The organism is Pseudomonas sp. RT4P38 (assembly GCF_054897765.1).
Genome location: NZ_CM142703.1, coordinates 5,506,664 through 5,530,194 on the forward strand (window position 1 = coordinate 5,506,664; position 23,531 = coordinate 5,530,194).

At 59.5% G+C, this 23,531-nt stretch carries 23 protein-coding genes and 2 pseudogenes; 13 read left to right on the forward strand and 12 right to left on the reverse strand.

From position 1 onward, the window contains the following. Positions 1-45 precede the first annotated feature (45 nt). A complete protein-coding gene (locus ACYZT7_RS25560; protein ID WP_017336812.1) occupies positions 46-510 on the reverse strand; it encodes an outer membrane lipoprotein in 465 nt (154 codons plus the stop codon). A gap of 169 nt (positions 511-679) precedes the next feature. Here ACYZT7_RS25560 and ACYZT7_RS25565 point away from each other — a divergent pair, with 169 nt between their 5' ends. Further along, entirely contained in the window at positions 680-916 is a 237-nt protein-coding gene (locus ACYZT7_RS25565; protein WP_462038699.1) for a hypothetical protein, read from the forward strand. A gap of 5 nt (positions 917-921) precedes the next feature. Here the strand turns inward: ACYZT7_RS25565 and pdxH are convergent, their stop codons facing one another. The 5 genes from pdxH to dinG form a co-directional block, all read right to left on the reverse strand. Next, positions 922-1,569, reverse strand: a complete 648-nt coding sequence (gene pdxH, locus ACYZT7_RS25570) for a pyridoxamine 5'-phosphate oxidase (RefSeq protein WP_462038700.1) — start codon at positions 1,567-1,569, stop codon at positions 922-924. Positions 1,570-1,593: 24 nt separating this feature from the next. Further along, entirely contained in the window at positions 1,594-2,709 is a 1,116-nt protein-coding gene (locus ACYZT7_RS25575) for an OmpA family protein (protein ID WP_462038701.1), read from the reverse strand. 113 nt (positions 2,710-2,822) lie between these two features. Then, complete coding sequence (locus ACYZT7_RS25580) at positions 2,823-3,968, reverse strand: serine hydrolase domain-containing protein (RefSeq protein ID WP_462038702.1); 1,146 nt, start codon at positions 3,966-3,968, stop codon at positions 2,823-2,825. Between the two features lie 139 nt (positions 3,969-4,107). After that, complete coding sequence (locus tag ACYZT7_RS25585) at positions 4,108-6,630, reverse strand: beta-agarase (RefSeq protein ID WP_462038703.1); 2,523 nt, start codon at positions 6,628-6,630, stop codon at positions 4,108-4,110. 95 nt (positions 6,631-6,725) lie between these two features. Continuing rightward, positions 6,726-8,870, reverse strand: a complete 2,145-nt coding sequence (dinG, locus tag ACYZT7_RS25590; protein ID WP_462038704.1) for an ATP-dependent DNA helicase DinG — start codon at positions 8,868-8,870, stop codon at positions 6,726-6,728. Positions 8,871-8,969: 99 nt separating this feature from the next. On the opposite strand from dinG, the gene ACYZT7_RS25595 reads away from it, so the two are divergent. After that, complete coding sequence (locus ACYZT7_RS25595) at positions 8,970-9,434, forward strand: CopD family protein (RefSeq protein ID WP_462038705.1); 465 nt, start codon at positions 8,970-8,972, stop codon at positions 9,432-9,434. Positions 9,435-9,606: 172 nt separating this feature from the next. Here ACYZT7_RS25595 and ACYZT7_RS25600 read toward each other — a convergent pair whose 3' ends face one another. The 4 genes and pseudogenes from ACYZT7_RS25600 to ACYZT7_RS25615 all read right to left on the reverse strand — a co-directional run bounded on the left by ACYZT7_RS25600 (position 9,607) and on the right by ACYZT7_RS25615 (position 11,672). After that, positions 9,607-10,365 (reverse strand): collagen-like protein, encoded by a 759-nt coding sequence (locus ACYZT7_RS25600; RefSeq protein ID WP_462038706.1) that lies wholly within the window; start codon positions 10,363-10,365, stop codon positions 9,607-9,609. Next, complete coding sequence (locus tag ACYZT7_RS25605; RefSeq protein WP_462038707.1) at positions 10,358-10,636, reverse strand: DUF1145 domain-containing protein; 279 nt, start codon at positions 10,634-10,636, stop codon at positions 10,358-10,360. Before ACYZT7_RS25605 ends, ACYZT7_RS25600 begins: the two co-directional genes overlap by 8 nt. A 154-nt stretch (positions 10,637-10,790) precedes the next feature. Further along, positions 10,791-10,886 (reverse strand): annotated as a pseudogene (locus ACYZT7_RS25610) (OmpA family protein); the annotation flags it as partial. A gap of 90 nt (positions 10,887-10,976) precedes the next feature. Beyond that, positions 10,977-11,672 carry an OmpA family protein gene (locus ACYZT7_RS25615; RefSeq protein WP_462038708.1) on the reverse strand — a complete coding sequence of 232 codons (696 nt, stop codon included), beginning with the start codon at positions 11,670-11,672 and terminating at the stop codon, positions 10,977-10,979. A gap of 191 nt (positions 11,673-11,863) precedes the next feature. Here ACYZT7_RS25615 and ACYZT7_RS25620 point away from each other — a divergent pair, with 191 nt between their 5' ends. From ACYZT7_RS25620 to ACYZT7_RS25635, 4 genes are all read left to right on the forward strand, one after another. Next, a complete protein-coding gene (locus ACYZT7_RS25620; protein WP_461965638.1) occupies positions 11,864-12,361 on the forward strand; it encodes a DUF6231 family protein in 498 nt (165 codons plus the stop codon). Positions 12,362-12,365: 4 nt separating this feature from the next. Then, entirely contained in the window at positions 12,366-12,842 is a 477-nt protein-coding gene (locus ACYZT7_RS25625) for a YchJ family protein (RefSeq protein WP_462038709.1), read from the forward strand. A gap of 64 nt (positions 12,843-12,906) precedes the next feature. Beyond that, on the forward strand, positions 12,907-13,401 hold the full coding sequence (locus ACYZT7_RS25630; RefSeq protein ID WP_462038710.1) for an LEA/WHy family protein: 495 nt from the start codon (positions 12,907-12,909) through the stop codon (positions 13,399-13,401). Next, positions 13,398-13,616 carry an SEC-C metal-binding domain-containing protein gene (locus ACYZT7_RS25635; protein ID WP_046046248.1) on the forward strand — a complete coding sequence of 73 codons (219 nt, stop codon included), beginning with the start codon at positions 13,398-13,400 and terminating at the stop codon, positions 13,614-13,616. The genes ACYZT7_RS25630 and ACYZT7_RS25635 overlap by 4 nt, the downstream gene beginning before the upstream one ends. 120 nt (positions 13,617-13,736) lie before the next feature. Here ACYZT7_RS25635 and ACYZT7_RS25640 read toward each other — a convergent pair whose 3' ends face one another. Next, positions 13,737-14,285 carry a cysteine hydrolase family protein gene (locus tag ACYZT7_RS25640; protein ID WP_462038711.1) on the reverse strand — a complete coding sequence of 183 codons (549 nt, stop codon included), beginning with the start codon at positions 14,283-14,285 and terminating at the stop codon, positions 13,737-13,739. A 262-nt stretch (positions 14,286-14,547) separates the two neighbouring features. On the opposite strand from ACYZT7_RS25640, the gene ACYZT7_RS25645 reads away from it, so the two are divergent. The 7 genes and pseudogenes from ACYZT7_RS25645 to ACYZT7_RS25675 all read left to right on the forward strand — a co-directional run bounded on the left by ACYZT7_RS25645 (position 14,548) and on the right by ACYZT7_RS25675 (position 22,277). Beyond that, a complete protein-coding gene (locus ACYZT7_RS25645) occupies positions 14,548-16,998 on the forward strand; it encodes a penicillin acylase family protein (RefSeq protein WP_462038712.1) in 2,451 nt (816 codons plus the stop codon). Positions 16,999-17,263: 265 nt separating this feature from the next. Next, positions 17,264-17,853: pseudogene (locus ACYZT7_RS25650) on the forward strand (ATP dependent DNA ligase); the annotation flags it as partial. Between the two features lie 223 nt (positions 17,854-18,076). Next, positions 18,077-18,859 carry a transporter substrate-binding domain-containing protein gene (locus ACYZT7_RS25655; protein ID WP_462038713.1) on the forward strand — a complete coding sequence of 261 codons (783 nt, stop codon included), beginning with the start codon at positions 18,077-18,079 and terminating at the stop codon, positions 18,857-18,859. A gap of 56 nt (positions 18,860-18,915) precedes the next feature. After that, positions 18,916-19,644, forward strand: coding sequence for an ABC transporter permease (locus ACYZT7_RS25660; RefSeq protein ID WP_462038714.1), 729 nt, complete (start codon positions 18,916-18,918; stop codon positions 19,642-19,644). Continuing rightward, positions 19,641-20,351, forward strand: coding sequence for an ABC transporter permease (locus ACYZT7_RS25665; protein ID WP_462038715.1), 711 nt, complete (start codon positions 19,641-19,643; stop codon positions 20,349-20,351). Before ACYZT7_RS25660 ends, ACYZT7_RS25665 begins: the two co-directional genes overlap by 4 nt. 29 nt (positions 20,352-20,380) lie before the next feature. Beyond that, positions 20,381-21,499 carry a succinylglutamate desuccinylase/aspartoacylase family protein gene (locus ACYZT7_RS25670; RefSeq protein ID WP_462038716.1) on the forward strand — a complete coding sequence of 373 codons (1,119 nt, stop codon included), beginning with the start codon at positions 20,381-20,383 and terminating at the stop codon, positions 21,497-21,499. A 13-nt stretch (positions 21,500-21,512) separates the two neighbouring features. Further along, complete coding sequence (locus ACYZT7_RS25675) at positions 21,513-22,277, forward strand: ABC transporter ATP-binding protein (protein ID WP_462038717.1); 765 nt, start codon at positions 21,513-21,515, stop codon at positions 22,275-22,277. Between the two features lie 31 nt (positions 22,278-22,308). On the opposite strand, the gene ACYZT7_RS25680 is transcribed toward ACYZT7_RS25675, so the two are convergent. Further along, a complete protein-coding gene (locus ACYZT7_RS25680) occupies positions 22,309-23,304 on the reverse strand; it encodes an IS110 family RNA-guided transposase (RefSeq protein ID WP_462030744.1) in 996 nt (331 codons plus the stop codon). Positions 23,305-23,531 lie beyond the last annotated feature (227 nt).

Here is a 23,531-nt window from a genome sequence, read left to right on the forward strand (position 1 = left end):
CCCCGACCAGTCACCTGATCGGGGTTTTCTTTTACCCGTTCCCGCTTAATGCGAAACGCGGCTAGTCCCATCAACAGTGGCAATCCGCACCCGCTCACCCACACGGAACACTTCATTCTCCTGAACCTGTTGCACGTAGGCGCGCATGCTGCCGTCGTCTTCGCGAACAGTGATTTCCACACCTTGGGCGCGGGTCAGGCCTTCTTCGGTGGCCGAGCCGATCAGGCCGCCAGCAACGGCGCCGATAACAGCAGCAACGATGCTGCCGCGACCGCCACCGATAGCGCTGCCGCCAACACCGCCAACCGCCGCACCGGCAAGGCCGCCGATCGGGGTTTTGGTGCCTTCGATTTTCACCGGACGCAGGGATTCGATGGTACCCATGCGAACCGTCTGCACGCGACGCGCTTCGTCACGGGAGTAGGAGTCACCGGTCAGGCTCGATTGGCAGCCAGTGAGCAACATCGCCATCGTGGAAAAGGAAGCAACCAGCAGAACAGACTTACGCATAGCATCAACTCCAAAGGACAGGTATTCATTAAACTCCGCAGCTTGACGCCTGTCACTGCCCCGCCCGGATAAAATTGGTTTGATTCAGGCCCGGTACAGGGCGCTACCACGAACTTGACACACAGTAGCGGCAAATTCCGCAATCTGAGCCACTGAACCAAGGATTTTCATGGATTACTTCATCATTGTCGTCACCACCGTCGCCGGTCTGTACTTCCACTGGTGGTTGTACGTGCGGATCAAACGCTGGATGGACCGCGATCTGGCGTTGGCGCTGGCGGGTAAAGACGAGCATAAAAAGGCTTTCATGCTCCAGCAACTGGCGAACGCTCAAGCGCAGAAGATCAAGCGCCGAGACCTGCCACAGTGGCTGGAAGCCGCTGCGGCAAGCTATCTTGATCGGTAGACTGTTTAGGGTGCCAGACGTTCAAGAATCCAGTTAGCGCCCTGCAAACGGTAGTTGAGGCGATCGTGCAGGCGGCTCGGACGACCCTGCCAGAACTCGATGCGCTCCGGTAACAAACGGTAACCACCCCAGTGCTCAGGGCAATGAGGTTGCGTGTCGCTGAAACGTTGCTCGGTGTTCTTGAGCAGCGCTTCCAGCTCGCCACGGTCAGCGATCACGCGGCTTTGCGGCGAAGCCCAGGCACCGAGGCGGCTGCCCAGTGGACGGACCTGAAAATAGGCGTCGGACTCTTCAGGCGTGACTTTCACCACTCGTCCTTCGATGCGCACCTGGCGCTCAAGGACCGGCCAGAAAAAGGTCATGGCCGCGAACGGGTTCGCGGCCAGATGCTCGCCCTTGGCGCTGTCGTAGTTGGTGAAGAACGTGAAGCCCTGCTCGTCCAGCCCCTTGAGCAGCAGAATGCGGCAATGCGGCCGACCGTCCTGATCGACGGTGGCCAAGGTCATGGCGTTGGCCTCCACCGGCGGTTGCTCGGTTTTCACCGCATCGGCGAACCACTGATGGAACAGCCCGAATGGCTCGGCCGGGGCTTGTGCCTCGGTCAGGCCATCTCGGGTGTAGTCGCGACGCATATCAGCCAGGCCCTGGGTCATGGCGTATTCCTTTTGGTTAACGAATCACTTCTTTGTGGCGTCGCCGTCCGCAGCAGCGGCGGTGGCTTTTTTCGAGTCGGCAGCGGCTTTGGCCGGAGCGGTCTTTTTCGCCGGAGTCGCGGTTTTAGCAGGCGTCTTCTTGGCGGCGGCTTTCTTGGCCGGGGCCTTTTTCGCGGCAGGCACAGCCGCTTTCTTGGCGGCCGGTGCAGGAGTAACAGGCTTGACCACTGGCTTGATGTCCTGGTCAGCAACCATCTTCACTGGCGCCGGGGCCGGCATGTTGTACTTGCTCAGCAACGCAACCATGGTGTTTTGCGGGGTCACCAGCAGTTCCACTCGACGGTTCAAGGCACGGCCTTCATTGCTGTCGTTGGCAGCACGCGGGGCTTCACCACCCATACCGCGCAGCATCAGGCGATCACGCTGCAGACCGCTGAGGCGGAAAATCGCCGCCACGGCCTGGGCACGCTCCTGGCTCAGTTTCACGTTGGCCGGTGCAGCGCCCGACGTATCACTGTGACCGAGCACCAGCACGGCAGTCTTTGGGTCGACTTCAAGGATTTTCGCGATGCGAGTGAATGGACCGAGGGTCACCGGCAGCAGCATGGCCGGACGATCAGGGTTGAACGACCCTTCTACCGGCGCGGTCACCACCAAGACGTTTTCACGGCGCTCGAGTTGCAGATTGCTGCCCTTGATCGCTTCGCGCAGGCGCGGTTCGTAGTCATCGAGCCAGGCCTGGGTGACTTTCGGATCAGGCATCGGCACGACTTTGGCAGTGCTTTGCTCTTTACCGCCGAACGGCCACCACCATTTGCCACCTGCATCGGCCTCAGCCTTGGTCACAGCGGCAGGTTTAGCTTCAGGTTTTACTTCTGGCTTGGCCGGGGTCTTGTCGGCGGCATCATCGGAGCCGAACGGCCAGTACCAATGGCTGGAGCTTTCAGTCTTGGCTACCGGAGCAGTCGCGGCAGGCTTCAGGGGTGCCGGAGCCTTAGTCGGAGCCGGGTCTTTAGCGGCGACTTTGTCGGAGGAACCGAACGGCCACCAACTGCTGCCATCCGAGTCATTTTGTGGAGTTTGTGCGCAACCGGTAATAGCGAAGCACAGGGCCAAAGCGAGAGTTTTATTGGAAGACATTGGATATCCACAAAATGAAGTAATGAAGTATCAGGCCGGATTGACCCGGAAAAACAGACGCTTGGAAACCATAAAGGCCTTGGGGTTCCGGCCCTGGAACCCCTGAGCGCGATTTACAGACAAGTGGCCAGTGCCCGCACAAGCTTTTGCGCGCGCGGATCCATCAAGACGTACGGCCCTAAGGTATTTGTCACAAAGCCAAAGGCTACATCGTGTTCCGGGTCAGCAAAACCGATGGAACCGCCGGCACCCGGATGGCCGAACGCACGAGGGCCGAGGCCGTAGGTAGCGTTGGGGACGTCCGGTTGATCGAGCATGCAACCCAGGCCGAAACGGGTCCGGGTCAGTAAAGTCTTGTCCTCGCCGAGGCTGTGTTCGCGCGTCAGTTCGTCGAGCAGTTCGCTTTCCAGCAAGCTGCCATCGAGCAGACCGGCATAGAACCCGGCCAGGCTGCGGGCATTGCCGTGGCCATTGGCGGCCGGCTGCTGCATGCGTCGCCACTCGGGTTTGTTGGTGCTGGTCATAATCGACGGCGGATTAGTGAACGCCCTCGTGGTCATGGCGGTCGGTTCGCGCATGGTCACTTGCAGCAAGCGCTGGGCCGCGGCATCGCCGACATTGCCCTTGCCACGAGCGATGTGCGCCACGCGATGGAACTCCTGGTCCGCCAGGCCGACGTGGAAATCCAGCCCCAAAGGCTTCGCGACCCGCGCCACGATGGACTCACCCGGACCACGACCGTCGGCACGACGCAACAACTCACCGACCAGCCAGCCGTAGGTGATCGCGGCGTAACCGTGACCGACCCCGGGCGTCCACCACGGTTCTTCGGCGGCCAAGGCGTCAACCATGGTTTGCCAGTCGTAAAGGGCTTCCGGGGCCAGCAACTCACGCACCGCCGGAAGACCTGCCTGATGGCAGAGCAATTGACGCAAGGTGACCGACTCTTTGCCAGCGGCGGCGAACTCCGGCCAATAGCGAGCAACCGGGGCATCCAATTGCAGTTTGCCTTCGGCCACCAGTTGCAGGGCGGTCACAGCGGTAAAGGTCTTGGTGCAGGAAAACAGGTTGGCGATGGTGTCGCTGTGCCAGGCTTCAGCGCCATCCTTATCGGCACTACCGGCCCAAAGATCGACGACGGTTTCACCGCCGATCTGGATGCACAGCGCCGCGCCACGTTCCTGAGGATCGTCGAACAGCGCCGCGAAAGCTTCACGCACCGCTTCGAACTTCAGCTCGTAAAAACCCTGAATCTGCACCCGCAACTCCTCTGGATAAACGCTCTACAAAGTGGCCGCATTGTTCCAGCCATTGAAGGTTTTGGGAACAGGGCCGGGCCGGGCGGTCGCCATCCCGCCCGGGTGAAACACTCAGAAAATCTTACGTACCTGTCAGCACTCAGTGGCCATTGCCGGAATGCCCACCCGCATGGCCAGCGCCCTGCCCTGCGCCTTTGCCAGCATCGCCTTTTCTGCCGCCCTCAGCTTCGTGACCGGTTTTGTCCGCCTCAGCCTTGGCCTTCTCGGCGTCTTTACCAAGCTGATCGACGGTCTGCAAATTGCTCTTGCGTACGCTGTCGACGAACCCCTGGAACGGCAGATCGGTGATGCCCACCAGACCAAAGTGACCGTTCTCGCCATCCAGCAGGCGACCGGTCACCGGTTGATCAAGGTATTGGAACCAGTGCACGCCGACGATCGACGGTTCGCTCATCGCCTGTTTGAGGAAATTGGCGTAAGCCGGCCCACGGTCCTCTTCCTTCGCCAATTGCGTCACCCCGCCCCAGAACGGACCACGATCGACCGAGCCGAAGTTGAACTCGGTGATCAGCACCGGTTTGTCCAGGCTGCGCAGCTTGGCGAAGTCGTAACCGTCCTGCGGTTGCAGGGTGTACATGTTGAAGCTCAACACGTCGCAATACTGGGCGCAGGACTCAACCGCTTCCGGGGTGCTGATGGCAAATCGGCCACCCAGCAACAGCTGATTCGGCGCGTGCCACTTGAGCGAATCGGAGAGGGTCTTGAAGTACGTGTCGGCGAAGACCTTCTGGAAGTATTTGAAGTCGGCTTCGATTTCCGGGTATTCGGCGCTTGGCAGCGGCGGCACGAAGCCCGGATCTTCCATCAATTCCCAGGCCGGCAAATCAATGCCCCAGGCTTTGGAAAGGCCCGCCTGATTGCGGTATTTATCCCGCAATTGCTTGAGGAACGCGCGTTTGGCCGGCACGTCGGTGGTCATTTTCAAGGTGCCGTAGGCCAAGGCGTAACGGGCTTTCGGGTCGTCGCCGGGACCGGCCCAGGCCAGTTCGTTGTCGGCAAAGTAGCCGATCAGCCATGGATCGTCGCGATGGTCGCGCGCGGCGATGGCCACGGCACGTTCGGTGGCCATGGCGAATCGTGGGTCGAACGGATCGGGCATGCCGCCCCACCAGTCGGTGCCGGTGCTGATGCTGGCGTAATCGCCGACGATCGACAGCGGTAAGGTGTACGGCATGCGGTCAGCGTTGGCCAGCGCCAGGTCGCTCCAGTTGCCGAGGGTGTTGAAGCCCCAGGCTCGCAGGCGATCAAGGGTGTGGCTGGCCCAGCGTTGTTCATCAACAACCGCTTTGCAGGGTTCGGCAGGTGTTTGCTCAGCCGTTTTTGCGGCTGTCGCGTCGACTGCGCCGGTCTTGGCTGCTTCGGCGACACCGGATTCGGTAGTCGAAGGAACGACAGGTTGCTCAGCGGCCTTATCGGCCGTTGCCTCAACGGCGTCAGCCTTGGCGGCTTCGGCGACACCGGCCTTGGTGTCGCTGCCCAATGCGCAAGGTTCACCATACAAGCGCTGCAGGTTGGCCCCATAGAAGTCATACCAGCGACCGGCGTTAAATCCACGCCCCTGATCGACACCGTTGCCACCGCGGTTGTCGCCTTCGCCATAGTGGCTGGCCAGCGGCTCGTCGGGTTTTGGCAGGGATTCGAACATCCATTCGCGACCGGCGATGTAAGTCTGGTTGACGTCCGGGGTGACGGTGTTGACCCCAAGCGAATAAAACGGATGCCCTTCAGGGGTCACCAGGTACCAGCGACCGTCGCGCTTCTCAGTGCGGAAAAACCCGCTAGCCTTGAATGCCGGGCCTTTGTTCCATCCACCGAACTTGTCCAGGGACGACTTCTCGCGCTCGGCCAGCCAGGTTTTCAGTTGCTGCTGTTCTTTGGCGGCGGCGGTTTTCAGTTGCTCGTCGCTGCCGACTTTCTCCGGCCATTTGGCCCGGGTTGACTGGCCGTAAGCGTCTACAAGGCCGCCAAAAGCCGCTTGGGTGACCGCATCGCCATCCTGCACGCCAAAGCGCTCAAGCAGAATACTTTGTGCGACTTTCGGCTGATCCATCGACAAGGTCACCGATACTACTTGGCTGCGCTCCAGTTCACCGACGCTGCTGGCCAGCAATACGCGTTGGCCATCAAACGTCATCGGCATCGGCGGACCGGCTTTCAGGCCAAGGCTCAATGGCGTAAAGGGCTGCAGCGGCACTAATAAAGTTTGCGCAGGGCCGGCCGGCAAGTCGACGCGGCTAACCAGCGTCTTGCCATCGTTGCTCTGGATTTTCACGTACAGGGTCACAGCCCAGTTCATTGCGCTCTGAATCCGCAAGCTCATGAAGCCCGACTGCGACCAGTCCCAGGCGCCCGTCTGCGGGGTCAGGCGCAAGGTCGGTTGTGCCACCGGGTTGAACGTCACCCGACGCAGCACTTCGCCTTCGGCCGTTTGCTCGGCGTTGGATTGCGGCAGGCTGGCGTCCTGAGTCGCCACCTGGACCACATCGGCGGGGCGCACAAAGTTGAACAGCGTCTGTTGGCCGGCAGGGGCCGCCAGCAAAGGGGCTGCGAACATCAGAGCGAAAACGGCAGGTAACGAACGGCGCAGCGAACGGCGAATCATGAGAACGAAATTCTCCCTAACGACCCAGATGGGCCAGTGGAAAAGCGATGGCAGAGAGATAGACAACGCGGTGGGCAAATTTGCCCACCGGTGTATCAGGAAATTTCTCGACGGAAGGGTGGCAACGCATTGAGGATTGCCTTGCCGTAACGCTGGGTGACCAGGCGTCGATCGAGCAAGGTGATGGTGCCGCGGTCTTCTTCCGTACGCAGCAAGCGACCGCAGGCCTGGACCAGCTTCAGCGAAGCGTCCGGCACGGATATTTCCATGAACGGATTGCCACCCCGAGCCTCGATCCACTCGGCCAGGGCCGCTTCGACCGGATCATCGGGCACCGAGAATGGAATCTTCGCGATCACCACGTGCTCGCAATAGGCACCGGGCAAGTCGACCCCTTCGGCGAAACTCGCCAGGCCGAACAACACACTGGAATCACCGCCATCGACCCGCGCCTTGTGCTTGTTCAGGGTTTCCTGTTTCGACAGGTTGCCTTGAATGAACACTTGCTTGCGCCAGTCGCGATCGAGCCCGTCGAACACGTCCTGCATCTGTTTGCGCGAAGAGAACAGCACCAGGGTGCCACGCGAACCTTCCACCAAGGCGGGCAAGTCGCGGATGATCGCCGCGGTGTGGGCCGGCGCATCACGCGGATCGGCCTTCAGGTCCGGCACTCGCAGCACGCCAGCGTCGGCATGATGGAACGGGCTCGGGACTACCGCGGTTACGGCTTTTTTCGGCAGACCGGCACGCATGCGGAACCGGTCGAAGGTGCCGAGCGCCGTCAGGGTCGCCGAGGTCACCAGAGCGCCGTAGGCCACGTTCCACAAATTGCGACGGAGCATTTCCGCCGCGAGAATCGGGCTGGCATTGACCTCGATGTCGAACAGCGAACCGCTTTCGGCCAGGGTCAGCCAGCGAGCCATGGGTGGGTTGTCTTCCGGGTCTTCAGCGGTGAACGCGCCCCACAATTCCCAGTTGCCCGAAGAGCGGGACAACAGGCTGCCAAACAGCGGATACCACTCTTCGGCCTGGTTGCTGGCAATGCCGATGTTGACTTCGCCGTCCATGCCTTCCTTGAGCAGTTCGGTGAGGCGGGTGAACAAATCGGTCAGGCGGGCGAAGGCTTTTTTCAGCTCGACACCCATCTCGCGCATGTGCTCGGGGATGACCCCGGCAACGAAGCGGTGACGCGGCCGTTCACGGCCTTCGACGTCTTCGCCGGGTTTGAAATCGGCGACCTGCTCGCACGCGGTGAACATGAACTGCTGCTGGGTCTTGATCTCCCGCGCCAGCTCCGGCACCTGTTCGATCAACTTGCCCAAGTCGCCCGGCAACGGATGTTGGGCCAGTAATTTGGTGAGGTTCTTGGCGGTGGTTTCGAGCCAGTCGGCGGTGGAACGCAGACGTGTGTAATGGGCGAAATGGCCGATGGCTTTATCCGGCAGGTGGTGGCCTTCGTCGAACACGTAGATCGTGTCGCGCGGGTCCGGCAGCACGGCGCCGCCGCCCAGGGCCAGGTCGGCCAGGACCATGTCGTGGTTGGTGACGATCACGTCGACCTTACCCATGCCTTCGCGGGCCTTGTAGAAGGCGCACTGGCCGAAGTTCGGGCAATGACGGTTGGTGCACTGGCTGTGATCGGTGGTCAGACGCGCCCAATCGGCATCTTCCAGTGCGGTCGACCAACTGTCGCGGTCGCCGTCCCACTTATTGCCGGCAAGTTTCTCGATCATGCTGGTGAACAGCTTCTGACTGGCCTCATCGACCTCGATCTTGAAGCCTTCTTCTTCGAACAGCTGAGCCGTGGCGGTTTGCGCGTGACCTTCCTGAAGCAACATGTCGAGCTTGGACAGGCACATGTAGCGCCCGCGCCCCTTGGCCAGGGCAAAGCTGAAATTCAGCCCGCTGTTGCGCATCAGGTCAGGCAAATCCTTGTAGACGATCTGCTCTTGCAGGGCCACGGTGGCCGTGGCAATCACCAGGCGCTTGCCGGCGGCCTTCGCAGTGGGGATTGCGGCCAGGCTGTAGGCCACGGTTTTACCGGTACCGGTGCCGGCTTCCACCGCGACAATCGCGGGGTCGCCACTGCGCCGGCCTTCGTCGTCGGTGTCGATGTCACCGAGGACCTTGGCAATTTCGGCGATCATCAGGCGTTGGCCGTAGCGCGGCTTGAGGCTCTTGGCTTCGAGAAAACGCGAGTAGGCGCCCTGGATCGTGGTTTTGAGTTCGGTGCTGATCATGGATTGTCGGGCGCAAAAAACGCTGGATAAATTTTCAGTGGTTCGGATCGGCCGCTATCATACCCCGCTAATTAATCCCGCGCAGAACGGAGTACCTCAATGACACCTTTTGGCCTTGTTTATACCCTGCATGTACTGTCAGCCCTGGTGTGGGTTGGCGGCATGTTTTTCGCGTGGATGGTCTTGCGCCCCGCGGCGATGAAGGCCCTGGAAGGCCCTGCCCGTTTGAAGCTGTGGGTAGAAGTGTTTCAAGGTTTTTTCCGCTGGGTCTGGGTCGCGGTGGTGCTTTTGCCAATTAGCGGTGTGGGCATGATTCATCTGCAGTACACCGGTTTTGAAACGGCACCGCGTTATGTGCAGGTCATGATGGGGTTGTACGTGGTGATGACTGCGCTGTTTATCCGGATTCAGGCGTTGTTGTTGCCGGAGTTGCGCACGGCGGTGGCGGCACAGGATTGGCCGACGGGTGCTGCGGTGCTTGGGAAGATTCGTAAGTTGGTGGGGATTAATTTGATAGTCGGGTTGGGGCTGGTGGCGATTGCTGCGGCGCGGCCGATGTTTTGAGAAAAGATCAACATCCCCCTAACCCTCTCCCCAAAGGGGCGAGGGGACTGACCGAGGTGTACTTTTGAGCTACATCGACCTGAAAGATCGAGTCGAACTCAGGTTTGAAAACAATGAAGATCGGCTCCCTTTTCCCTCTCTATGGGGAGAGGGGTGGGGTGAGGGGTGGATCTTATAAACGCTGCAATGTCACAGCACCCGCCGCACCCGCAGGCCCCGGCTGGCCATCAACCCCAGGACGACCACTTTTTCCGCCATCGGCCTTGTAGACGAAGCAGCCCTTGGCCTTGCCACCCGCTCCCGGCTTGCCGCCAGGCCCGGCCACACCACCGGCACCACCGGCCACCTGAACCTTGATCTGTTCCGCCGGGTAATCGCGCGGCATTTCCAGCCTTACCAGCGCACCCGGTGCTCCCGGCTGACCGTCGCTGCCATTACTGCCATCAGCACCGCGACCGGCCTGACCCCAGGTACAACCCGGCGCCTGACCGTTGGCCCCATCGAGACCGACGAAACCCGGTGCGCCCGCGCCGCCGCGAGCGTCCACCCACAATAGCGGCGCGCTCAGCGCCTTGATCTGCACATTCAGGTTACGCCCGGAGCGGGCCGCCTTGAGGTAAGTCCCCGGCGCGCCGCGAGCAGTGATCTGGCTGCCTTCGGACAACTGCGCACGACTGACCTTCAGCTCAAGCGGCTGTTCGCTGGGTACGATGGCGATCCGCGCTTCACGACCCAGACGCAATTCACCGACGGTGACCTCGGTCACATTCGAGGGAATCAACAACGTGCCGTAATCGGCCACTTCCAGGCGTTCCAGCTGCAAGGTGCTGGCGGTGTTGGGCAAGCGCATCAAGGTGTTGCTTTCGACGCTCACCACCTGAGCGCAAGCCAATGGGCTGATGAGTGCGGCGAGCAGACAGAGTTTACGCATGGGAAGCCTTCGGTACGGTGGGAGCCGGGATGGTTTGCAGGTGGAAAACGCCGAAAAAGAGGATCTTCAGGCGATCACGCCAAGGGTGAGCGCGACCTCTGAGACTGCGGTAGCAGAACACCGCGGCCAGAAAATGGAGCAGCGCCAACAGGCTGCCAACCAGATCGACCAATAGATGCAGAGGATTGATAAACGGCGTGAACTGATTGACCAGCACCACCAGCCAGAACAGCAGGGTCAATAACTTCCCCAGCCCCCAAAACACGTTCATACGCTCCCCCGTTGAGAATTATTCTTTGCGCGCACAGTACCGGCTTCCACGCGGGATAAGCCAGAGGCCAACGGAAAATTCTTGTTCCGAGAGTGCCTGATTATAGGCGTCCGAGCCTTGGCTGTCGGTATGGGCAGATTGGCCAGGTTCGTTAATTGAGGGGGGCGGTGCCATCGCTGTGAGTAGCGCAACCGGTCAACAGGCTGCCAAGCAGCACAACCGGCAAGACGGTCCGTGTGAGAACACTCATGGTGAAAGCTCCTGTGTTACCGGCCAATGCCGGTTACACAGGAGTAAAGACCCGCATCCGCGACTGCACAAGCCACGGAGTACGAGGGGTTTAGCGGTTGATTTTGATTTCCGTGCGACGGTTCGACGAGCGGCCGTCAGCGGTTTTGTTATCGGCGACCGGTTGGCTTTCACCGGCACCGGTGACAGATACAAAGCTGCTGCGTGGTACACCTTGGGAAATCAGGTATTCGACCACCGAGTGCGCACGACGGTCCGACAGTTTCTGGTTGTAGGCGTCACTGCCCACGCTGTCGGTGTGACCGGTTACGGTCAACTGCGCGGTGCTCGATTCCTGTTTCAGACGCGTGGCGATTGTGTTGAGTACATCTTTATCGGATGGGGTAAGTGTGGCTTTGTCGAACTGGAAGTGAACATCGCGAATGACGATGACTTCTTCTTTAACCACGGCCGCTTCTTCGACCACTGGCGCAGGCACCGGCGGAGGGCAGCCGTCGGCATCGACGCGTACGCCTCTAGGTGTTCCCGGGCACTTGTCGCGGCTATCCGGCACGCCATCGCCGTCTTCGTCGCCATCACCGTGAACCCAGCAATAGGCCGCAGCCGTGCCGCCGATGAGCAGCGCGCCATACCCCGCCCATGCCGAGCTCTCGGTCGCGCCGAGACCTGCACCCACGACACCACCGACCGCCGCACAGGTCGGCCAGTCGGTTTTCTGCAAACCTGCGCAACCAGTCAACACACTGGTTAGCAGAACCAAGGGTAATGCTGTGCGAACTATGCTCATCTAGTTTTCTCCTGAGGGGATCGGCTTAGGACCGATTCAGGTAGTAAAGACCCGAGTTTTAATCTCCGCCAGCAATAGGCCATTGCAGTTTCGTCCCGTGTTCACGGTAGATCGACGCTTTTGGGAGAAACCACCTCTAGGCCCGGTCCCTTGAGCAGGCTAGTCTTGGCAGCTCTGATTGAGGAACTTCGATGATTGCAAGTATTTCTTCGCGCACGCCCCAGCAGGCGTTGGCCGCTTTGCTTGATCGTTACGCCCCCGCGCGCCTGTTGCTGATTGGCGCCAGCGAATTCCCCGCGCTTGAGGCCTTCAAGCTGGCGCACCCGGACACCTGTGTTGCACACGCGGCACCCGGGGCGTTGCCTGACGAATTGGCCGCGCGCCGGTTTGACCTGGCGCTGGTGGTCGATTGCCTCGAGCATCTGCCCAAACGCGATGGCCTGAACCTCCTTGGCGGGATCCGTAACCTCAACGCCAGTCGCATCGCGGTGCTGGCGGATTTGCCGGCAAGCGGCTGGCAGGAGACCGATTTTTTCTCCCTGGCCCTGCAAGCGAGCGAACGTTTCCAGCGCGACGATCAAGTGCTGACCCTGTTCACCTATGATCTGCTTGACTACAAACAAGTACCTGACTGGCTCAACTCACGCTTTTGGGCCAATCCGGAAAACTTCGGGAAATATTGGTGGTAACGCAATGAGTACATCCATTTGCCCCTGCGGCAGCGGCACCCTGCTGGATGCCTGTTGCGGTCATTACCATGCCGGCCATCCGGCGCCTTGTGCCGAAGCCTTGATGCGTTCGCGCTACAGCGCCTATGTATTGGGTCTGATCGATTACCTGGTGACAACCACCCTGCCCGCGCAACAGGCCGGCCTCGATCGACAGTCCATCAGCGACTGGAGCGCCCAAAGCACCTGGCTGGGCCTTGAAGTGGAAAGCTCGGAGGTCTTCGGCGGTCAGCCGGAACACGCCTTCGTGACCTTCACCGCGCGCTGGCACGACGGCAGCGGTGAACACAGCCACCGCGAGCGCTCGTCGTTCGTGCAGAACGCCGGCCACTGGTACTTCATCGACCCCACCGTACAACTCAAGGCCGGACGCAATGATGCGTGCCCTTGCGCCAGCGGACAGAAATTCAAGAAGTGTTGTGCGGGTTTTTTCAGCAGTTGAAGTGACGTCAAAAGATCGTCCGATCCTTTAGGGCTAGACTGGTGCTCAAGGGAGAAACCCGACCATGATCACCCGGCGACTCGCACTTTATCTGTTCGCTCTGCTCCTGTTTCTGGGGCTCGGCGGCTGCGCGTCCTGGTTCGGCGACGATTTGCCGGAGCCGCAGGTGCATCTGGTCAAGGTCGAAGTGGTCCAGGCCAAACTGATGCAGCAACGATTCCTCCTGCACTTTCGCGTCGACAACCCCAACGACAGTGACCTGACGGTGCGGGGCATCGAGTACCGCATTCACTTGGGCGACATGCTGCTGACCGAAGGCGAGCACGAGCATTGGTTCACGGTCGGTCCCAAGCGCAGTGCCTACTTTAAAGTACCGATCCGCACCAATCTGTGGCCCAAGGTCCGGGATCTGGTGAAAATGCTGAAAAAACCCGACCAGCCCATCCCCTATCGCCTGGAAGGTGAATTGGAAACCGGTTTATTCATCGCCCACTACGTGCACCTGGCGCGTAATGGCGTGATAATCCCCGCCGATTTAATTCCGGAGCAAAACCGATGACCCAGCAACCCCATGTCCATGGCCCTGACTGCAACCACGATCATGACCATCACGACCATCACGACCACCATGATCACGACCACGGCCATGTTCACGGTCCGAACTGCGGCCACGCCCACCAGGAACCGGTGCGCAACGCCCTGAAAGACGTCGGTCGCAACGACCCTTGCCCCTGCGGCAACGGCAAGAAATTCAAGAAGTGCCACGGCGCGTAACGCGTTGAAGCATTGCTCTGCGTAGGAGCGAGCGGTGCGGCGATCCGACTTGCCCGCGAAGAACGATGACGCGGTATGCCTGAATGATCGAGGCGTCCTTTTCGCGGGCAAGCCTCGCTCCTACAAAATCTGCACGGTGCTCACGACCGTCGCATATTCGCCCTGCAAATTACCCAGCGACATCGCATGCACGTCCTCGGCTGTATGGGCGTTGCCAAAGTAATCAGCCTTGTCGAAGGTAAAACACGCATCCTCCGCCACCCACGCCTCAAACCCCAGATTCCCGGCCGTTCGCGCCGTGGACTCCACCGAGTTGTGGGTCGCCACGCCGACAATGATCAACTGATTGATCCCCGCTTCTCGCAAACGCTGCTCCAACCCCGTCGAACAAAACGCATCCGGCACCTGTTTCTGAATCAGCTGCTCACCGGTTCGTGGCTGGAACCGCACCTGAAACTCCACCCCGGACTGCTCCGGCCAGAACACCGATTCAGGCGACCGGGACAGGTGTTGCACGTGAATCACCGGTCGCCCGGTTCGCCGCCAATGCGTTAGCAAATCGAGGATTCGCTCCTCGGCCTGAGGGTTATTTCGGCGACCCAGTTTGGGATGCAGGATGCCTTTTTGTTGATCAATGATGATCAGCGCCGCGTTCGTTTTGAGCTCCATGCCGGTTGTTCTCATGCTGGGTCATTGAATTTCACGCACTTCAGCATCACCTCCTTTTACAGGCAAGCTATCGAACGCAAACAGGACGAATCCTGAAAAACGACGCAACCCCCTGTGGCGAGGGGGCTTGCCCCCGTTGGACCGCGTAGCGGTCCGAAACCACCACCGGTGAAGAAATAACCCCGCTGCCGCTTGCGCGGCCACCACCTGCTCACTAACGTAGCGCCTTTAATGACGCTACCCCCCCCGCAGGAGCTTTGCCATGGCCTCGCCAGCCCTTACACATTTCCTTCCCCGGTTCGGCGTTGCCGCAGCAGTGGCCAGTGTTTTAAGCCTGACCGGTTGTCAGACCTGGAACACCCAGGACACCCTCCCGTCGACCACCGGTGTGCAGCCGCTCAAGGGCCTGGCGCAGAACGTTTCGGTACGCCGCAATGCCATGGGCATGCCGTTGATCGAAAGCAACACCTTCCACGACGCGCTGTTCGCCCTTGGTTACGTCCACGCCAGCGACCGCATCACGCAAATGGTCACCCTGCGCCTATTGGCTCAGGGCCGTTTGTCGGAGATGTCCGGTTCGGACCTGCTGGACGCTGACCGCTACATGCGCGCCGTCAACCTGAAGACAAGCGCCGGCGAGCTGTACAAGGCATCATCGCCGCGCCTCAAACGCTTCTTCGAAGTCTATGCGCGCGGGGTCAACGCCTACCTGTTCCGCTACCGCGACAAGTTGCCAGCAGACCTCGCGGCCACTGGTTACAAGCCTGAATACTGGAAGCCGGAAGATTCAGCGCTGATTTTCTGCCTGTTGAACTTCAGCCAATCAGCCAACCTGCCCGAGGAAATTTCCTCATTGATGCTGGCTCAGACCGTCAGCACCGACAAACTCGCGTGGCTGACGCCGTCTGCCCCCGATGAAAAACTGCCGCTGGCCGAAGCTGAAAAACTTCAGGGCATCAAGCTCAACGGGCAAATCCCGGGCCTGGCCGACATCAGCAAAGCCACGAGCCAACTGTCCGATCTGAATCTGCTGGGCGCCACCTCGTCGAACAACTGGGCGATCGGCCCGCAACGCAGCCGCAGCGGCAAAAGCTTGCTGGCCAGCGACAGCCATGGACCACTGGGCGTGCCTTCGTTGTTCAGTTACGTACAGATTCGCGCGCCGAAGTACCAGGCGTCTGGTGTGACGATTGCCGGCTTGCCAATGGTGCTCGGCGGTTTCAACGGCAAAGTGGCGTGGAGCATGACCACCGTCATGGGCGACAACCAGGACCTGTTCCTGGAAAAAATCAAACGCCAGGGCAACGGACTTTCCTACGAGGTGGGCGGCAAATGGCAGCCGGCGATCGTGCGTAACGAAACCTACTTCGTCAAAGGCCAGCGGCCGATTCGCGAAGTGGTGTACGAAACCCGTCACGGCCCGCTGCTCAACAGTGCTCAAGGTACGACGCTGGCCAATGGGTTCGGCCTGGCCTTGCAGACGCCAAACTTCACCGACGACAAGACACTGGACGCGTTTTTCGACCTGTCCCGGGCGCAGACCGTCGAGAAAGCCTCGGACGCCAGCCGTGAAATCCGCGCCATTGCGCTGAACCTGGTATTTGCCGACGCCAGCAACATCGGCTGGCAAGTCACCGGTCGCTACCCGAACCGTCGCGAAGGTGAAGGCCTGCTGCCGTCGCCGGGCTGGGAAGGTCGTTACGATTGGGACGGTTACGCCGACCCGATGCTCCATCCCTATGACCAGGATCCGGCCCAAGGCTGGCTCGGCACCGCCAACCAGCGAGTCATTCCCCATGGCTACGGAATGCAACTGTCCAACTCCTGGTCAGCGCCGGAACGTGGCGAACGCCTGGCCGAACTGGCGGGTGTGGGCAAACACGACACGCGCAGCATGATCGCCATGCAATACGATCAGACCACCACCTTCGCCGCCAAACTGAAGAAAATGTTTGCAGCACCGGGCATGTCCCAGCCGCTCAAGCAGGCCATCGAAGCGTTGCCTGAGGCGGATCGCGGCAAGGCTCGCGAGGCGTATACCCGCCTGATGGCCTTCGACGGCAAACTCAGCCCAACCTCCGCCGATGCGGCGATTTATGAGCTGTTCCTGCAGCAAAGTACCCAACAGATTTTCCTCGATGAACTGGGTCCGGAAAGCAGCCCGGCGTGGAAAGCCTTTATCGCCAACGGTAAGTTGTCCTACACGGCGCAGGCCGACCACCTGCTGGGGCGTGAGGACAGTCCGTTCTGGGATGACGCTCGCACACCGCACAAAGAAGACAAACCGGTGATCCTCGCCCGCAGTCTGGCGGCGGCGATCAGCGCTGGCGACAGTCAGTTGGGCGGCGATCACAAAGCCTGGCAGTGGGGCAAACTGCACCGTTATGAATGGAAGAATGCCAGTGGCCAGACCGTGCGCGGTCCATTCGCGGGGGGTGGCGATCACACCACGCTCAATACCGCGGCGTTCACCTGGGGTCAGGACTTCAACACCACCTTGGCGCCGGCCATGCGCTTTATCGTCGACTTCGGCCAGGCCGAACCGCTGATGGGCCAGAACGGCACCGGCCAGTCCGGTAACCCGGCCAGCCCGAACTACCTCAACAGCATTGATCCTTGGCTCAAGGGGCAATACATGAGCTTGCCGATGCAGCCGCAGAACTTTGACAAGGTGTATGGGAAGACGCGGTTGACGCTGACACCTGGCAAGTAATGTGTTTGCTATGAGAGCCACCCTAACCCTCTCCCCAAGGGGTAGAGGGGACTGACCGAGTTGTTCTAAGAGCTACATCGACCTGAAAAATCGAGTCGAACTCAGGATTTGAAAACGATATAAATCGGCCCCCTTTCCGCCTCTCCCCTCTGGGGCGGTCCGACGTTTCGGGAGGGCTGGGGTGAGGGGTGGATTTTCAACTCGCCGCAAATCTTCCACCCTCGCGAAAAAATCAATAGAGCTTCCAGCCTCGCGCAAACCTCATAGCGTGATCGACGGTGAAATCGTTGCTTGGAAAGCCGCACAACCCACCACCGAGGACGCTTTCGACCCTCCTTCCTCAGCCTCCCCCGCGGTAAAACCATTCGCTCTGCTGCCACAGCGGATCGGCCGTAAAACCCTGGACAAAAAAATTCTCGAAACTGTGCCGGTGGTAGTCCTCGCCTACGACCTGCTGGAATGGCAGGGCGAAGACCGTTGACGCGGTGCTGATCTACGCGCAACGCGGCCATGGTCGCCGGGCCAGTCTATACAGCGATTACACCTTCGCGGTGTGGGACGGGCCGCCTGAGGCGAGCGAACGCACACTGGTGCCGTTCGCCAAGGCCTATTCAGGGCTGACCGACGAAGAAATGCGTCAGGTCGACAGCATCGTGCGCAAGACCACCGTAGAGAAATTCGGGCCGGTGAGCAGTGTGACGCCGAGTCTGGTGTTTAAACTGGGATTTGAGGGCATCGCCCTGTCCAAACGAAAGCGGGATTGCGGTGCGGTTTCCGAGGATGTTGCGCTGGCGGCGGGATAAGTCGGTTGAGGAAGCTGACAATCTGGCGACACTGCAGGACTTGTTGAGCTAAACCGAATTCCACAGTTTTTTGTGTCGACCCAACCTATATTGGTGCATCAATTTTTCAATGCCCGTTTTCGTGCAAAAATCCCTCCTTGCCATTTCTTGAATCACCTTTTAAAACACTTGTTCGGGACTCTGGTTCGGAAATTGCTACTTTCAGTAGGTCTTACGCTTTCCAGTAACAATAATTCTGCGCCATAAGCGCTCTATTGGTTTTTAGGGATTGAATAATGAAAAAAGCATTGCTGACCCTTTCTGCACTGGCGTTGTGCATGGCTGCCGGCTCCGTGCTGGCCAAGGAATACAAAGAACTGCGTTTTGGCGTTGACCCTTCTTACGCTCCGTTCGAGTCCAAAGCGGCTGACGGTAGCCTGGTGGGCTTCGACATCGATCTGGGTAACGCGATCTGCGCCGAGCTGAAGGTCAAGTGCAAATGGGTCGAAAGCGATTTCGACGGCATGATTCCGGGCCTGAAGGCCAACAAATTCGACGGTGTGATCTCTTCGATGACCGTCACCCCGGCCCGCGAAAAAGTCATCGACTTCTCCAGCGAGCTGTTCTCCGGCCCAACCGCTTACGTGTTCAAGAAAGGCTCCGGCCTGACCGAAGACGTCGCTTCGCTGAAGGGCAAAACCGTCGGCTACGAGCAAGGCACCATCCAGGAAGCGTACGCCAAAGCTGTTCTGGACAAGGCGGGCGTGAAAACCCAGGCCTATCAGAACCAGGATCAGGTGTATTCCGACCTGATGTCCGGCCGTCTCGACGCGGCGATCCAGGACATGCTGCAAGCCGAACTGGGGTTTTTGAAGTCGCCAAAGGGCGAGGGCTACGAAGTCAGCAAGCCGGTTGACAGCGAATTGCTGCCAGCCAAAACGGCTGTCGGTATCTCTAAAAGTAACAAAGACCTCAAGGCACTTTTGGATAAAGGTATCAAAGCGTTACACGACGATGGCACCTACGCCACCATTCAAAAGAAACACTTTGGCGATCTGAATCTGTACAGCGGCAAATAATGCGCGGCGCCCATCTCACGATGGGCGCTTTTTTTATCCGATCAGGTTGCTGATTTATGTTCGAAAACCTCTTACAAAATCTGGGGCTCTCAGCCTTCAGCCTCAAGGGCTTCGGTCCGTTGCTGATGGAAGGCACCTGGATGACCATCAAATTATCGGCTTTGTCGCTGCTGGTGGCCGTGTTGCTCGGCCTGCTTGGCGCCACAGCCAAACTGTCAAAAGTCAAACTGGTGCGGGTTCCGGCCCAGCTCTACACCACACTGATTCGCGGTGTACCTGACCTGGTGCTGATGCTGTTGATCTTCTATAGCCTGCAAACCTGGTTGACGACCTTTACCGATTTCATGGAATGGGAATACATCGAGATCAACCCGTTCAGCGCCGGGGTCATCACCCTGGGCTTCATTTATGGCGCGTACTTCACTGAAACCTTCCGCGGGGCGATCCTCGCTGTGCCTCGGGGTCAGGTCGAAGCCGCCACCGCTTATGGCCTCAAACGCGGCCAGCGTTTTCGTATCGTGGTGTTCCCGCAGATGATGCGTTTCGCCCTGCCGGGCATCGGTAACAACTGGATGGTGATGCTCAAGGCCACCGCACTGGTCTCGATCATCGGCCTTGCCGACTTGGTCAAGGCTGCGCAGGACGCCGGAAAAAGCACCTATCAACTGTTTTACTTCCTGGTGCTTGCCGCGCTGATTTACCTGCTGATCACCAGCGCGTCCAACGTTGTCCTGCGCTGGCTCGAACGCCGCTATGCCGCCGGTTCCCGGGAGGCCGTACGATGATCGAACTCTTGCAGGAATACTGGAAACCCTTCCTCTATACCGACGGCTATAACATCACCGGCCTGGCCATGACCCTGTGGCTGCTCAGTGCGTCGATCTTCATCGGTTTTCTGGTGTCGATTCCGCTCTCCATCGCCCGGGTTTCGCCGCACTTCTACATCCGCGGGCCAGTACAGTTCTACACCTACCTGTTCCGCGGTACGCCGCTGTATATCCAGCTGCTGATTTGCTACACCGGTATTTACAGCCTGGCCGCCGTGCGCGCTCAACCGCTGCTCGATAGCTTCTTTCGCGATGCGATGAATTGCACCATCCTGGCCTTCGCCCTGAACACCTGCGCCTACACCACGGAGATTTTCGCCGGGGCAATTCGCAGCATGGCTCATGGTGAAGTCGAAGCGGCCAAGGCTTACGGTCTGACAGGCTGGAAGCTTTATGCCTACGTGATCATGCCTTCGGCCCTGCGTCGTTCGTTGCCTTATTACAGCAACGAAGTGATTCTGATGCTGCACTCGACCACCGTGGCGTTTACCGCGACCATCCCGGACATATTGAAAGTCGCGCGGGATGCCAACTCGGCGACCTTCCTGACCTTCCAGTCGTTCGGCACCGCCGCGCTGATCTACCTGACCGTTACCTTTGCGCTGGTCGGCCTGTTCCGCCTCGCCGAACGCCGATGGCTGGCCTTCCTCGGGCCGACCCACTAGGACCCGCTTTCAGGATTAAAGAGACGAACATGCGCCACCAGATTCATGACCTGCTGGCCCCACTGCCGGGGACCGCACGACAGATTCACAGTTTCCACTTCGGCCCTGAGTCGGGCAAAGGCAAGATCTACATCCAGTCGTCCCTGCATGCCGACGAAATGCCCGGCATGCTGGTGGCCTGGCACCTCAAGCAACGCCTGGCGGAAATTGAAGCAGCCGGCCGCCTGCGCAGCGAAATCGTGCTGGTGCCGATAGCCAACCCGGTCGGCCTCGAACAAGTGCTGATGGATGTGCCGCTGGGCCGTTACGAACTCGAAAGCGGGCAGAACTTCAATCGCTGGTTCGTCGATTTGAGCGAAGCCGTCGGCAACGAGATCGAAGGCCAACTCGGCGACGATCCGCAGCTCAACCTCGAACTGATTCGCAGCTGCCTGCGCAATGCCCTCGCTCGGCAGACTGCCAGCACGCAACTGCAATCTCAGCGCCTGGCCCTGCAACGGCTGGCCTGCGATGCCGATATGGTGCTGGACCTGCATTGCGATTTCGAAGCGGTCGCCCACCTTTACACCACGCCCGAGGCCTGGCCGCAGGTCGAGCCGCTGGCGCGGTACATCGGGGCTGAAGCCAGTCTGCTGGCCACCGATTCCGGCGGTCAGTCGTTCGATGAATGCTTCACCCTGCTCTGGTGGCAGTTGAAGGAGCGCTTCGGCGAACACTTCGACATTCCGTTGGGCAGTTTTTCGGTCACCGTTGAATTGCGCGGTCAGGGCGACGTCAATCACCCGTTGGCCAGCCTCGATTGCCAGGCGCTGATCGATTACCTGATGCACTTCGGCGCCATTGCTGGCGAACCCGCGTCGCTGCCTGAGCTGCCCTACCCGGCGACACCGCTGGCCGGCGTTGAACCGGTGGCAACACCGGTCGGCGGGTTGCTGGTGTTCACCGCGCTGCCAGGGGAATACCTCGAAGCCGGGCAACTGATCGCCGAAATCATCGACCCGATCACTGATCGCGTCACCCCCGTTCATTGCACCGCCGCCGGCCTGATGTACGCCCGCTCGCTACGGCGCATGGCCACTGCCGGCATGGTGATCGCGCACGTCGCGGGCACCGAGGCCTATCGCAGCGGCTACCTACTTTCGCCTTGAGGATGCATGCCCCATGTACAAACTGACCATCGACGGCCTGCATAAAAGCTATGGCGATCATCATGTGCTCAAAGGCGTTTCACTCAAGGCCAACACCGGCGACGTCATCAGCCTGATCGGCGCCAGCGGCTCGGGCAAAAGTACCTTCCTGCGTTGCATCAACTTTCTCGAACAGCCCAACGATGGCGCCATGAGCCTGGACGGCCAGAACATCCGCATGATCAAGGATCGCCACGGCATGCACGTGGCTGACGCCGATGAACTGCAACGGATCCGCACCCGCCTGGCCATGGTGTTCCAGCACTTCAACTTGTGGAGCCACATGACGGTGCTGGAAAACATCACTATGGCCCCGCGAAGGGTGCTGGGTTGCAGTAAGAAAGAGGCCGAAGACCGTGCCCGACGTTACCTCGACAAGGTCGGGCTGGCAGCGCGGGTGGCCGATCAGTATCCGGCGTTCCTCTCCGGCGGTCAGCAGCAACGGGTCGCCATTGCCCGCGCATTGGCCATGGAACCGGAAGTCATGCTGTTCGACGAACCGACCTCGGCGCTCGACCCGGAACTGGTGGGCGAAGTGCTCAAAGTGATCCAGGGCCTGGCCGAAGAAGGCCGGACCATGATCATGGTGACCCACGAAATGAGCTTCGCCCGCAAAGTATCAAGTCAGGTGTTGTTCCTGCACCAAGGGTTGGTGGAGGAAGAAGGCGCACCGGAAGACGTGTTGGGCAGTCCGAAAAGTGAGCGGCTAAAGCAGTTCCTGAGCGGTAATCTCAAGTAAAACTAAAACCCTGTAGATACTCTGTTCACGGTCAAGCTTTCGCGAGATGTTTTTCGCTAAAAAGCTTGGCCGTATCAAATTCTTCGCCGGAGCGCATGCAAGCCCATAAACCCGTCAGGTACTTGCGCATCACTGCTCCGATGGCTTGCATTTTCTTCTTGCCCCGAGCCACCAGAGCTTCGTAGAAGGCTTTCACGTTCTCATCGCAACGGATTGCCGTCATTGCCGGCATGAACATCGCTGCGCGTAAGTAGGCGTTGCCACATTTCGACATTCGGCCAGGGCGGTTCACACTTGTTCCTGACTGGGTCAATCTCACGTCCAGCCCCGCATAACGGCTCACCTGTGCCGATTTGAGCGTTACAGGTAGCGTCGTCAACTCAGCCAGTGCAGCAATCGCTGAAGCCTCTCCCACGCCGGGTGCCGCCATCATGCAGCGAAACTGCAAGGTCAGGTTCGGGCACTTGGCGATGGCGTCGCGCGCAGCCTTTTTCAAACGGTCAACGCGTATATCCAATGCAGCAATCGCGTCTTTCTCATCTGCGATTAGCAACTCAATACTCGTATCTGTCGCTTGTAGCGCATGCAGCTCATTCTTGGCTCTGGTCCGATGGCCAATCAGTCGATTGATATGACGGCCAATCGCACGCAGCATCATTTGATCCGCCGTAGGCGGGACCCAAAGCCTGGGTGCCATGCGCTCGCCATATTCAGCCAGCAACTGCGCATCGATCTGGTCAGTCTTGCTGTTTTGCAACATCAACTTGGCAAAGTTGTGGAAGCTTTTTGGGTTGATCACCGAGACCGGTAAGCCGGCGGCATGCAACTCCAACGCAAGATCCAGGTAGTAAATACCGGTGGCCTCCATGACCACGCTCAGCGGTTTGAGGCCCATCATCTTATTCACCGCGGCCTTACGACCCTTGGGCGTGTGCTGAATGTCCCACTGGCCGACTGTTTTGCCGTTCTGCCGCCATCCCATGGCAGACGTTTTGGCACCAATGTCTATGCCGACATGAGTATTCATGCTTTTCACTTCCCTGACTTTAGGTAAGATTGCTTCCGGTTCCCCCGACCTCGAACTTCATGCCACTGCAACCTTGTAATGCGAAGTCCGACTTGTCGGCTTCTCGATACTCTTCGTGGTGGGCAATGAGGCGGGGGGGCCTCTCTACAGACAAGGTCAGGAGCAAATCCTGCCTTCAGGAGCGATCGGCCTCCCCCAGAAACGCACTTGCTGTTGAATGAATCCTT